The sequence below is a fragment of the Microbacterium sp. LCT-H2 genome (assembly GCF_001866135.1).
Lineage (GTDB): Bacteria > Actinomycetota > Actinomycetes > Actinomycetales > Microbacteriaceae > Microbacterium.
Window position 1 is genome coordinate 14880 of record NZ_MODW01000002.1, and the last position, 11855, is coordinate 26734.

Here is an 11855-nt window from a genome sequence, read left to right on the forward strand (position 1 = left end):
GCCCGCCGGGGCGGTCGCCACGCGGCCGCCCCGGCACCCCTTCCCCTCCTCCTCACCCTCGAGAGGCCCCCATGCTCCTCTTCACGGCGAAGCGGGTGCTGTCCGGCATCCTCCTGCTCGTCGCGGTCTCGATCGGCACGTTCTTCCTCGCCCACCTCGCGATCAGCGATCCGACCGCCTCGCTCCTCGGGACCACGGCGAGTCCTGCGCAGCAGGAGGCGCTGGCGACGAAGATCGGTCTCGACCGCCCCCTGATCGTGCAGTTCTGGGACTGGTTCTCCCACGCCGTGCTGCTCGACTTCGGCGTCTCGTGGCGCAACTTCCAGCCGGTCGGCGCGCAGCTCGCGGTCAAGGTCCCCGTCACGCTCTCCGTCGTGACCCTCGCGACACTCATCACCGCGGTCATCGGCGTCGCGTTCGGCATGATCACCGGACTCCGCCCCGGCACCTGGTTCGACCGGATCATCAAGGGGATCTCCGTCGTCCTCTTCGCGCTCCCCGGGTTCTGGGTGAGCCTGGTCCTGGTGATGTGGCTGGCCGTGCAGCTCAAGTGGTTCCCCGCCGTCGGCTACGTCCCGCCGACCCAGTCCGTCGAAGGCTGGCTGCGCTCGATCACGCTCCCGGCGATCTCCCTCGCCCTGGGCGGCATCGTCGCCGTGTCGGAGCAGCTGCGCAATGCCGTCATCGCCCAGAGTCGCCAGGACTGGGTGCGCACGCTCCGCAGCCGTGGCCTGTCCGCCGCCCGGGTGAACCTGCACATCCTCCGCAACGCCTCGCCCGCCGCGCTCACGGTGATCGCCCTGATGTTCGTGGGCCTGCTCTCCGGCGCCATCGTGGTGGAGCAGATCTTCAGCCTCCCCGGTCTGGGGCAGCTCACGAACCAGTCGTCGCAGAACGGCGACATCCCCATGCTGCTCGGGATCACGGTGGTCTCCATCGTCTTCGTCGTCCTCATCAACCTCCTGCTCGACCTCGTGCTCGGTTGGATCAACCCGAAGGTGCGCGTCGCATGACCACGACAGACATCCGCGTCGCCTTCGACCGGGCCGCCCAGAAGCGCCGGTCGAGCCTGTTCCGACGCTTCCTCCGTCATCCCGGCGGCTCCATCCCGCTCGCGATCTTCGTGCTCATCGTGCTCGTCGGGGTGTTCGCGCCGCTGCTGGCGCCGATGGACCCGAACCTCGTCGACCTCGCTGCCGCCAAGGCCCCGCCCTCGCCGGAGCACCTCCTCGGCGGCGACTCCACCGGCCGCGACATCCTCAGCCGCCTCATCTACGGGACGAGGACGACGCTGTGGGGTGCGCTCATCACGATCGTCACGGCGCTCGTCATCGGCGTCCCGTCGGGTATCGCGGCCGGGTACTTCGGCGGCGTCTTCGACCGGGTCGCGACCTGGATCAGCGACGCCCTCCAGTCGATCCCCGGGATGATCATCCTGCTCGTGGTCGCCGCCGGCAGCCGCAACAACTTCGAGCTGCTGATGGTCACCGTCGGCGTCTTCATGGTGCCGGGCTACTTCCGCATCGCGCGGTCGCAGACGCTCGCCGTCCGCGGCGAGGCGTACATCGACGCCGCCCGCGTGTCGGGGCTGTCGGACGCGCGCATCATCTTCCGCCACGTCATCACGGCCGTCTACCCGCCGGTCATCATCCAGACCGCTCTCACGGCGGGCATCGCGATGGGCATGCAGGCGGGGCTCCAGTTCCTCGGCATCGGCGATTCGAACGTGCCGAGCTGGGGCGCGATGATGCTCGAGGGCTTCCGGCTCATGCTGACCTACCCCCTCATGCTGCTGTGGCCCTCCGCCGCGCTCGGTCTCACGATCGCCGTCCTCGCGATCATGGGCTCCACGCTCGCCGAGCTCGTGCAGGTGCGCACGCCGCGGGCGGCCCGACGGCGGCGGCGCGGTGTGCTCGAGACCGCGGACGAGGTCGCCGCGGCTCCCGCCACGGGCAGCGTGCGTCACGAGGCTCCGGCGTCGGCCCTCCGCGTCGAGAACCTGCACGTCGTCCACGCGACGCCGACGGGGGAGACCGAGGTCGTGCACGGTGTGACGCTCGACGTCGCCTCAGGCGAGGTCGTCGGGATCGTCGGCGAGTCCGGGTCGGGCAAGTCGCAGACCGTGTTCTCGGTGCTCGACCTGCTCCCCGCGACCGGCCGGGCGACCGCCGACGCGATCTGGGTCGGTGGCGCGGAGGTCACCTACGCGACGCCGAAGGAGCGCCAGGCCCTGCTCGGACGCACCATCGGCTATGTGCCGCAGGAGCCGATGAGTAATCTCGACCCCTCGTACACGATCGGGCATCAGCTCATCGAGCCGCTGCGCCGGACGCACGGGCTCGCGAAGGCCACCGCCCGGCAGCGCGCGCGGGAGGTGCTCCTGCGGGTGGGGCTGTCCGACCCCGACCGCGTGATGCGCAGCTACCCGCATCAGGTGTCCGGCGGTATGGCCCAGCGCGTGCTCATCGCCGGTGCGATCGCCGGTCGGCCGTCGCTCCTCGTCGCCGACGAGCCCACCACCGCCCTCGACGTCACCGTGCAGGCCGAGGTCCTCGAACTGCTGCGGGAGCTGCAGGCCGAGTACGGCATGGCGCTGCTCATCGTGACGCACAACTTCGGCGTCGTCGCCGACATCTGCGACCGCGTGATCGTCATGCGCGGCGGCGACATCGTGGAGTCGGGGCCCGTGGACGAGCTCTTCGCCGCGCCCACCCAGGAGTACACGCGCGAGCTCATCGCCGCGTCGCTCGACGAAGCCGAGGGCCGCGCCGCGCTCGACGGCCGGCGGACGGAGATCCCCGCATGAACACCGCTCCGGTGAACCCCCTGCTGCAGGTGGACGACCTCGTGGTCGAGTACGGCCGGGGTCGGCACGCCTTCCGCGCGCTGCACGGCGTCTCCCTCGACATCGCCCCCGGTGAGTGCCTGGGCCTGGTCGGCGAGTCCGGATCCGGGAAGTCGACGCTCGGCAAGGCCATCCTCGGCCTCGCCCCGGTGACGGCGGGGCGCATCCGCTTCGACGGCCAGGACATCGGCCGGCTCGGCGGCCGGGCCCGACGGGCGCTCGCCGACGACGTGCAGGTCGTGTTCCAGGACCCGTACGGCTCCCTCAACCCGGCACTGACCATCGGCGACATCCTCGCCGAGCCGCTGCTGACGACGGGCATCGGGGCGAAGGCCGCCGAGAAGCGCGTGCGCGACATGCTCGACCGGGTGCGGCTGCCCTCCGCGAGCATGGACCGGTACCCGAGCGAGTTCTCCGGCGGGCAGCGGCAGCGCATCGCGATCGCCCGCGCCCTCGTCCGCGGTCCGCGGCTGATCGTGTGCGACGAGCCGGTCAGCGCGCTCGACCTCACCACGCAGGCCACCATCCTCGACCTCTTCATCGAACTGCAGCGCGACACCGGCGTGGCCTACCTGTTCGTCTCGCACGACCTCGGCGTCGTCCGGCGGGTCTGCCACCGGGTCGCCGTGATGTACCGGGGGGAGATCGTCGAGATCGGAGACGGGGAGCAGGTCACCCGCGCGCCACGCCACCCGTACGCCGAGCGCCTGCGGCTGGCCTCGCCCGTCGCCGACCCGGGGGCTCAACGGGTACGCCGGGCGCAATGGCTCGCTCTGCGGGAGGTGCCCGATGCGGCGGTACGGTAGCTCCAGGCCGGAACACGCCACACCCCGGACTCGGCCGGAAGGACGCCATGCCGAAGATCATCGACCACGACCAGCGGCGACGGGACATCGTCGAGGTGGCCAAGAGCATCATCCTGAAGGGTGGGTTCGAGGCGGCGACCATGCGCAGCATCGCCGCGGAGGCGGGCTTCGCGAACGGTGCGCTGAAGCACTACTTCCCCGGGAAGGAGAGCATCGTCGCGGCGACGTTCGAGACGATCCTGCAGCAGATGTCCGAGGGCGTGGAGGCTGCGGGGCAGGAACCGGTGGCGGCGGACGACGCGCTGCGCGGCTTCCTGCAGGCCACCGTGCCGCGCGACCCGGAGCAGATCGCCGCGGGCCGGGTGCTCCTGGCGCTCTGGGAGTACGCGATGGCGAACGAGTCGCTGGCCGAGCTCTACCGCGGACACCTGGGCTCGTGGCGAGCCTCGCTCATCGCGCGCATGGAGGCGGCCCGCGACGAGGGCTCGATTCGCGACCAGGACTACGGCCCGCTGGCGGACGAGTACATCTCCGCGGCGGTCGGCGCGACGGTCATCAACCTCATGTACCCGGACGGCGACCGCATCGCCGACTACGAGAACTACATCGACCGGTTCCTCGCGCGGCTGCGCTGAGGGCGAGGGGCCGGTCCCGAGAGGACGGCCCGTCATGACCCTTCCCCCCGAACGACCCGTGGTGTTCCTGCACGGCCTCGCCTCGCGCGGCACCCAGGACTGGCCGGACAGCGAGTGGACGGCGGTGCTCGGCGACCGGCCGCGCCGGGTCCTCGATCTGCCGGCGCACGGCGACGCCCCCGGGCTCGGAGTCGTGCCGACCTCCGCGGTGCTCGACGCGCTCGCCGAAGCGATCGGCCCGGACGAGGTCGACCTCGTCGGCTACTCGCTCGGTGCCCGGCTCGCGTGGGATCTCGCCCGGCGCCCGGGTGTCGCGGTGCGGCGTCTCGTGCTCGGCGGCCTCAGCGCGGGGGAGCCCTTCGCGCTCGTCGACCTCTCCGCCGCGCGGGCTGCGCTCGCCGGCGGACCGGCTCCCGTCGATCCGCTGACCGGGATGATCGTGCACATGGTGAGCCTGCCCGGCAACCGACCGGGCGATCTGCTCGACCTCATCGAGGGGCTCGCGACCGAGCCTTTCGCGCCCGAGGCCGGAGCGCCGGCGGAGCCGGTGCTGCTCCTGGGCGGCGAGGACGACCCGATGGCCGCGGGCATCGACGAGCTCGCCGCGCGGCTGCCGGACGTCCGCGTGCGCCGCGTCCCCGGCGATCACCTCGTGGCGCTGCACACCCCCGCGTTCCGCGACGCCGTGCGCGAGTTCCTCGCGGACTGACCCGCCGATCCGCGCCCGGCGTCCTCCTGTCCTTTATTTCCCACGTTCGTAGACATACCGAAAGGCATCCGCCATGACCGACACCCCCACTCCCGACGCCGCCCGCATCCTCGACATCGCCACCGGCTACATGGCCGCGAAGCAGCTCTTCCAGGCCAGCCGCATCGGCCTGTTCGCCGCCGTCGCCGCGGGCGCGGACACGGCTGCGGCGATCGCCGAGCGCTGCGGGGTGAGCGAGCGGATCGCCCGGCTGCTCGCCGACGCCCTCGCCGCGAAGGGTCTCCTCGTCCGGGCGGAGGGGCGCTACGCCCTGGCGTCCGACGCCTCGGCCTACCTCACGGGGGAGGACGCGGTGATCGACCTCGCTCCGTTCCTCACGTTCCTCGACGAGATCAGCTACCCGCACTGGCTGCAGTTCGCGCACACGGTCGACACGACCGAGCCCGGCGACCTGCAGATGGACGACGCGCGGTGGGGCACGTTCATGGCCGGCGTCATGACGTACAACCGCCTGCACGCGCAGGAGTTCGGCCGGCTCGTCGACCTCGCCGGCGCGACGAAGGCCCTCGACTTCGGCGGTCTGTCCGCCGAGTTCGCCCTCGCCGTCATGGCGCGCAACCCCGAGCTGCACACCACGTTCGTCTACGCCCCGGGGTTCGAGGACGGCGTGGCCGCGGCGGTCGCGGCCGCAGGCGTCGCCGACCGGACTGCCGTCGAGGTGGGGGACACGGCGACCGCGGCCCCCGAGGGTGCCTATGACGCGGTGTTCGCCAACCACGTCATCCACCGCTTCTCTGCGGAGGAGAACGCGCAGATCTTCCGACGGCTCCGTGCCGCAGCGGTCGACGGCGCGACGCTGACGGTGCTCGACTTCTTCCTCGACGACGACGACGAGCAGCGCGCGCTGGACGCCCTGCACGCGGGGGAGTACCTCGTGATCGACGGCACCGTCGTGTACCCCGAGTCGCAGGTCCGCGGCTGGCTGACGGACGCGGGATGGGCGGTGCGCGACACCGTCGCCCTGCCGGGGAGCCCGCGCGTGCTCCTGGCCACCGCGGTCTGACGACCGCGGTTCGAGACTGGTCCGAGGGGGATCAGAGGCGGGCGGCATGCGTGAACATGCCGCCCGCCGTTTTCGTGGGGCGGGTGGTCAGCCGCGCGCGAACACCGTGCGGCCGTCGACGATCGTGCGCTCGACCTGGAGGGCGGCGAACGGGCGCCCCGGGCTGCACGGATCCTCGTCGAGCACCGTGATGTCGGCGACCTTGCCGGGCTCGAGGGTGCCCTTCCAGCTCGCGGCGCCGTCCTGGATCGCGGCGTCGGCCGTCATGGTGCGCAGCAGCCGGCGCCGCGTCGCGGCGTCGTCCGCGCGGCCGTCGGCGGCGAGGAGGGCAAGGGACGCATCGAGGCTCGGGCGCCAGTCCGGCGTGGCGATCGGGGCGTCGCTGGTCACGGTGGTCAGCGCCCCGGAGGAGAGCATCGCGGCCAGCGGCCACGCGGCGGCGACGCGGGCCTCGCCGAGCTGCACCGCCGCCCAGGAGTGCGTGTGCGCCGCGATGAGGGGCTGCACGGCGAAGCCGACGCCGAGGCGTTCCGCGCGCCGGATCTGCGCGGGGGTCGCGAGGTCGCCGTGCACGATGTGGTGGGGCGCCTGCGGCGGGGGAGTCTGGCCGTGCCGTTCCAGTGCGGTGAGGAACTCCTCGATCGAGCGGTCGCCGGTGGCGTGCACCGCGATCTGGAGGCCGCGACCGGCAGCCAGCGCGATCATCTGCTGGAAGGCGCTGAGCGGATCGGCGTCGCCGCGCGTGAGCAGGTGCCCGGACGTCCCGTCGGGGTAGGGCTCCGACGTCCAGGCGGTGGCCATCGGCGGGATGCCGTCGGCGAAGATCTTCACGCCGGGGATCGCGAGCCAGCGGGGATCGGTCGACGGCGGCGGCACCGGGAGTCCGGCGGCGAAGTCGTCCAGGGAGCTCTCGCCGTCGATCGTCCCGAAGAGGCGCAGCAGCGTGACGCGCGAGGTCTGCGCGCCCTCCCTGTGCAGCTCCACGTACGCGTCGAGCATGTCGGTGCCGAAGCAGCCGGTCTCGCCGTCGTCCTCGCCGGGGCCGATGCCCGGCTCCGTGTAGCTCGTGACGCCGAGTTCCGCGAGCAGCGCCCACGCCCGACGCAGGGCCCCGCGTCGCTCGTCGGCCGTGGTCACGAGGCGGCCGGTCGGCTGCTCCTCGGGCGGGGTGTCGGAGAAGAACAGGTGCGGCCAGCGCGCGCCCAGCCAGGCGGCGTGGAGATGGGCGTCGTTGAGGCCGGGGATCGCGGTGCGACCGTCGAGCTGCACCACCTCGCGGGCCGGGAGGGCTTCGGCGGCGGCGTCGGTGGCGACGATCACCCCGTCCCGGACGGCGATCGCGGTGGCGACGGAATCGGTGGCGTCGACGGTGTGGATGCGGCCGCCGCGGACGAGGAGGTCGGCGTCGTCGCCGAGGAGTGCGCTGCTCATTATTCCACCAGTGTAGACGTAAAACTCGCGCGCACGGGAGGTCCTGCGCCGGCCGATTCGGCGCGTTGTTCCGCGGCTTGTACCCTGGAGTCATCCCCCGAACACCCCGGCAACCTCATGCGCGCCGGCGACCTCGGCGCGCGCTCACACATGCAAGGACGCAGATGAACGATTCCGCGGCACACCGCGACGAATGGACGGCGAGCGAAGAGCTGGCGGAGCGGATGATCCCGCTCATCGGGGCTCTCAAGCGCGAGCGCGACGTGGTCACCTCGTTGCACGGTCATCGCCTGCTCGGCCTCTCGGCCACCGGCCTCGTCGAGGTGCACGAGCGCGTGGCCCAGCTCGGACACGAGCGCCTGGCGGTCGAGGACAGCCTGGCGGTGCTCGAGGGCATCCACGCCCTGGCCCCCGGAGCCTCGTCGATCGACGTGGCCCGCCTCGTGGAAGGGCACGCGGAGAGCGGCCGCCCGCTCGAGGAGTACCTGGCCGAGACCCTGGCCCCGGCCGTCGGCGCGGTCCCGGCACCGCCGACCGACGTCGTGCTCTACGGCTTCGGCCGCATCGGCCGCCTGCTGGCCCGCATCCTCATCGCGCACACCGGCGGCGGGAGCGGGCTCCGGCTCCGCGCCATCGTCGTGCGCCGCGGCTCCGAGAACGACCTCGTCAAGCGCGCGTCGCTGCTGCTGCGCGACTCGGTGCACGGCCGCTTCGCGGGCTCGGTCACGGTGGACGAGGACGCCGAGCAGATCATCGCCAACGGCACGCGCATCCAGGTCATCTACTCCGACGACCCGGCCGCCGTCGACTACACGGCCTACGGCATCGACGACGCGATCGTCGTCGACAACACCGGCCGCTGGCGTGACGAGGCGGGGCTCTCCCAGCACCTCCGCGCGAAGGGCGTCGCCCGCGTGCTGCTGACCGCGCCCGGCAAGGGCCCGCTGAAGAACATCGTGCAGGGCATCAACGACGACACGATCACCGACGAGGACCGCATCGTCTCGGCGGCGTCGTGCACGACCAACGCCATCACCCCGGTGCTCGCCGCGATCGACGAGGCGTTCGGTGTGGTGAAGGGCCACGTCGAGACCGTGCACTCGTTCACGAACGACCAGAACCTCATCGACAACTTCCACAAGGGCGACCGCCGCGGACGCTCCGCCGTGCTGAACATGGTCATCACCGAGACCGGGGCGGCGAAGGCCGTGGCCAAGGCCCTGCCGCAGCTGGAGGGCAAGCTCACGGGCAGCGCGATCCGCGTCCCCACGCCGGACGTCTCACTCGCGGTGCTGCACCTCACGCTGGAGCGCCCCGCCACCAAGGACCAGGTCAACGACTACCTGCGCCGGGTGTCGCTGCACTCGAAGCTCCGGCAGCAGATCGACTACGTGGAGAGCCCCGAGGTGGTCTCCACGGACTTCGTCGGCTCGCACCGCGCGGGCATCGTCGACGGCCTGGCCACGATCGCCGACGAGGACACCCTCATCCTCTACGTCTGGTACGACAACGAGTTCGGCTACTCCTGCCAGGTGATCCGGGTGCTGGAGACCATGGCGGGGTCGCACCCCGTCGTCCTCCCCACCCGCCGCGAAGTCACCCTCTGACTCCCGACCCACCCCCTTCCGCTCGACCCGGCCCCCTGCGCGCGCACGCAACGGGCCGGGGCGCACGAAAGGGGATGGGTCGCGGCATGATGAGGGGCATGAAGACCTCACAGTGGCGGGAGGAGCGGCTGCGGTGGCAGGGGCTGACCGCGCCGGCGGCGGACGTGGCGGGAGCGGCGGCGCGGCTGCTCGCGGTACAGAGCCAGGATTTCACGGCCGGACGGTGGGCGCTGGCCGTGCGGACGAAGGGCGATGTACGGCTTCGTGACATTGACGCCGCGTTCGACCGTGGGGACCTCGTCCGGGCCTGGACCATGCGGGGGACGCTGCACACGATCCCCGCGCGCGACCTCGGCTGGGTGCTGGAGGTCACGGCCGCACGACAGCAACAGCAGGCGGCCTCCCGACAGCGGCAGCTCGGCATCGACGACGCCATGATCGACGCGGTCGTCCGGGAGCTCACGCCGCGGCTCCGCGACGGCGGCCTCACCAGGGGCGAGATCTTCCCGGTGCTCGAGGGCATCGGCATCGACCCCTCAGGGCAGCGCGGCATCCACCTGCTGTTCGCGCTGACGGTCTCCGGCGTGCTCGTGCAGGGGCCGGTCGTGCCGCGGGAGGGCATCACGCGGGAGCAGCGGTTCGTGCTCGCGGCGGACCACATCCGCGATCACGCCCGCCCGGAGGACTCGCTGGCCGAGCTGTTCGTCCGCTACGTCGAGGGTCACGGGCCCGCGGGGGTCGCAGACTTCGCGTGGTGGTCGGGGCTGACGCTCGGGCGGTCTCGGGAGGCGGCGGAGCGCGCGGCGACCCGGGTGAGCGAGGTCGAGGACGGGGTCTTCGTCGGCCGCACCCCGCCCCGGCGCGCGGCGGGCCGTCCGTCCGTGTTCGCCCTCGGAGCCTTCGACGAGTACTACATCTCCTACGCCGACCGCACCGTCGTCTGCGCTCCGGAGCACCTCCCCGTCGTCGGACCGGGGAAGAACGGGATGGTGAGGGCGACCGTGGTGGAGAACGGCCGCGTGATCGGCTGCTGGACCCACGCCGCCGCCGCCCACACCACCCCTCCCACGCTCTTCGAGCCCCCCGAAGATCCCGCCGCCGTCCCCGCCGCCCTAGCCCGGTTCGCCGCCTTCCTCGCTTGACCTGTCGTCGACCCACCCCTTTCCGCGCCTCCCGGCCCCCTACGCCCGCGCGTAACGGGCCGGGGCGCACGTAAGGGGGTGGATCGGCGCGTCACTCACTCGCGTGGCGGCCCAGGAAGTTGTAGACCTCGTTGTCGTCCACGCCGGGGAACATGCCGCGGGGGAGCGGCGAGAACATGTGGGTGTGCACGCGGGCGCTCGGCCACGCCCGGCCCTTCCAGCGCTCCGTGAGCTCGGCCGACGGACGACGGCAGCACGCCTCGTCGGGGCAGGTCGACACGGCCCTGTCGTTCGTCTCGCGTCCCCGCCACCACCGGGCGTCGTCGAACGGCACGCCGACCGTGACGGAGAACTCGCCCTCGCTCGACGAGCCGGTCTGCGTGGAGCACCAGAATGTGCCGGACGGGGTGTCCGTGTACTGGTGGTGCTCGACGGTGCGGTTCTGCTCCGTGAAGGCGGAGCGAGCCTGGAACTTCCGGCACACCCGCTGTCCCTCCACCGCTCCCGTCACGTCCATCGGCAGGGGCAGGTCGTCGTTCTCGTAGACCCGCGTGATGGCGCCGGTCGAGTCGACGCGCAGGAAGTGCAGCGACATGCCGAGGTGCTGCGTGAGGAGGTTGGTCATGCGCATGCCGGCGGCCTCGTGCGTCACGCCGAAGCCGTCGCGGAAGTCCTCCACCGCGAGGTTGCGATCCTTCTTCGCCTGCTGCAGGAAGGCCACCGCGGCGGTCTCCGGCATCAGGCAGCACGCCGCGAAGTAGTTGATCTCCAGGCGCTGCTGCAGGAAGTCGGCGTAGTCGGTCGGCGGCGTGTGCCCGAGCAGACGGTGCGCCATCGCCTGCAGCGCCATGGACCGCAGGCCGTGTCCGCCGGGGATGGACGCCGGGGGCAGGTAGATGCGGCCGTTCTCGAGGTCCGTGACCGAGCGCGTCGAGTGCGGCAGATCGTTGACGTAGATGAGCTCGAAGCCGAGCTTCTCGGCCATGATGCTCACCGTGCGGTGGGTCAGGGCGCCCTGCGAATGGCCGGCCGCCTTGAGCTGCTTCTCCGCGAGCTTCTCGATGTCCGGGAGGTAGTTGTTCTGCGCGCGCATCCGCAGGCGCAGCTCCGTGTTGGCGCGACGGGCCTCCTCCGGGGTCGCGATGGCCTCGCGCTCGCGGCGCTGCAGCTCGCGGTGCAGCCCGAGGATCGACTCGATGGTCTCGTCGCTCATGCCCTTCGTGACGCGGACGGGAGAGACCCCGAGCTGACGGAACACCGGACTCTCCTGCGCCCGCTCCAGCTCGATCTCCAGGGCCGCGCGGCGGTTCGGCGGCTCGCCGGAGATGAGATCGGTCACCTCCGTGCCGGTGGCCTGCGCGATCGCCTGGAGGAGCGACAGCTTGGGCTCGCGCTTGCCGTTCTCGATGAGGCTGAGCTGGGAGCCGGCGACCCCGACGAGGGCTCCCAGCTCGTCGAGCGTGTAGCCCTTCTCCAGGCGGCGGTGCCGGATGCGGTGGCCGAGGGTCGTGAGGTGGATGCCGGAGGACGCCATAGTTTGAGTCTAGCGAAAGAACCGCGATTCTTACCGCTCGATTTAGCCGAAAGTCCGAGTCAAGGGCGAAGAAGATGGAAGCA

Annotated in this window: 10 protein-coding genes; 8 read left to right on the forward strand and 2 right to left on the reverse strand. The window is 71.8% G+C overall.

Annotation, left to right across the window (positions count from 1 at the left end; all coding sequences use genetic code 11):
* Positions 1–71 precede the first annotated feature (71 nt).
* The 6 genes from BK819_RS04530 (at position 72) to BK819_RS04555 (ending at position 6058) form a co-directional block, all read left to right on the forward strand.
* A complete protein-coding gene (locus tag BK819_RS04530) occupies positions 72–1013 on the forward strand; it encodes an ABC transporter permease (protein WP_071328110.1) in 942 nt (313 codons plus the stop codon).
* Positions 1010–2806 (forward strand): dipeptide/oligopeptide/nickel ABC transporter permease/ATP-binding protein, encoded by a 1797-nt coding sequence (locus BK819_RS04535; protein WP_071328111.1) that lies wholly within the window; start codon positions 1010–1012, stop codon positions 2804–2806. The genes BK819_RS04530 and BK819_RS04535 overlap by 4 nt, the downstream gene beginning before the upstream one ends.
* The gene (locus BK819_RS04540) at positions 2803–3651 is read left to right on the forward strand and encodes an ATP-binding cassette domain-containing protein (RefSeq protein ID WP_071328112.1); all 849 of its coding nucleotides are present in this window, start codon (positions 2803–2805) and stop codon (positions 3649–3651) included. The genes BK819_RS04535 and BK819_RS04540 overlap by 4 nt, the downstream gene beginning before the upstream one ends.
* 47 nt (positions 3652–3698) lie before the next feature.
* Complete coding sequence (locus BK819_RS04545; protein WP_025103887.1) at positions 3699–4286, forward strand: TetR/AcrR family transcriptional regulator; 588 nt, start codon at positions 3699–3701, stop codon at positions 4284–4286.
* A gap of 34 nt (positions 4287–4320) precedes the next feature.
* Positions 4321–4995, forward strand: a complete 675-nt coding sequence (locus BK819_RS04550; RefSeq protein WP_071328113.1) for an alpha/beta fold hydrolase — start codon at positions 4321–4323, stop codon at positions 4993–4995.
* Between the two features lie 73 nt (positions 4996–5068).
* Positions 5069–6058: a methyltransferase dimerization domain-containing protein gene (locus tag BK819_RS04555; protein ID WP_071328114.1), complete on the forward strand. Its 990-nt coding sequence runs from the start codon at positions 5069–5071 to the stop codon at positions 6056–6058.
* An 87-nt stretch (positions 6059–6145) separates the two neighbouring features.
* Here the strand turns inward: BK819_RS04555 and BK819_RS04560 are convergent, their stop codons facing one another.
* Complete coding sequence (locus tag BK819_RS04560) at positions 6146–7489, reverse strand: amidohydrolase (protein ID WP_071328115.1); 1344 nt, start codon at positions 7487–7489, stop codon at positions 6146–6148.
* A gap of 164 nt (positions 7490–7653) precedes the next feature.
* Between BK819_RS04560 and BK819_RS04565 the strand changes: the two genes are divergently transcribed.
* Positions 7654–9096: a glyceraldehyde-3-phosphate dehydrogenase gene (locus BK819_RS04565; protein ID WP_071328116.1), complete on the forward strand. Its 1443-nt coding sequence runs from the start codon at positions 7654–7656 to the stop codon at positions 9094–9096.
* Between the two features lie 98 nt (positions 9097–9194).
* Complete coding sequence (locus tag BK819_RS04570) at positions 9195–10238, forward strand: winged helix DNA-binding domain-containing protein (RefSeq protein ID WP_071328706.1); 1044 nt, start codon at positions 9195–9197, stop codon at positions 10236–10238.
* Positions 10239–10329: 91 nt separating this feature from the next.
* Here BK819_RS04570 and BK819_RS04575 read toward each other — a convergent pair whose 3' ends face one another.
* Complete coding sequence (locus tag BK819_RS04575) at positions 10330–11772, reverse strand: XRE family transcriptional regulator (protein ID WP_071328117.1); 1443 nt, start codon at positions 11770–11772, stop codon at positions 10330–10332.
* Between the last annotated feature and the right edge of the window lie 83 nt (positions 11773–11855).

Bases quoted from the DNA above. Each gene is read 5' to 3' on its own strand.
- BK819_RS04530 (WP_071328110.1), top strand. From the start codon at position 72: ATGCTCCTCTTCACGGCGAAGCGGGTGCTGTCCGGCATCCTCCTGCTC.
- BK819_RS04535 (WP_071328111.1), top strand. From the start codon at position 1,010: ATGACCACGACAGACATCCGCGTCGCCTTCGACCGGGCCGCCCAGAAG.
- BK819_RS04540 (WP_071328112.1), top strand. From the start codon at position 2,803: ATGAACACCGCTCCGGTGAACCCCCTGCTGCAGGTGGACGACCTCGTG.
- BK819_RS04545 (WP_025103887.1), top strand. From the start codon at position 3,699: ATGCCGAAGATCATCGACCACGACCAGCGGCGACGGGACATCGTCGAG.
- BK819_RS04550 (WP_071328113.1), top strand. From the start codon at position 4,321: ATGACCCTTCCCCCCGAACGACCCGTGGTGTTCCTGCACGGCCTCGCC.
- BK819_RS04555 (WP_071328114.1), top strand. From the start codon at position 5,069: ATGACCGACACCCCCACTCCCGACGCCGCCCGCATCCTCGACATCGCC.
- BK819_RS04560 (WP_071328115.1), bottom strand. From the start codon at position 7,489: ATGAGCAGCGCACTCCTCGGCGACGACGCCGACCTCCTCGTCCGCGGC.
- BK819_RS04565 (WP_071328116.1), top strand. From the start codon at position 7,654: ATGAACGATTCCGCGGCACACCGCGACGAATGGACGGCGAGCGAAGAG.
- BK819_RS04570 (WP_071328706.1), top strand. From the start codon at position 9,195: ATGAAGACCTCACAGTGGCGGGAGGAGCGGCTGCGGTGGCAGGGGCTG.
- BK819_RS04575 (WP_071328117.1), bottom strand. From the start codon at position 11,772: ATGGCGTCCTCCGGCATCCACCTCACGACCCTCGGCCACCGCATCCGG.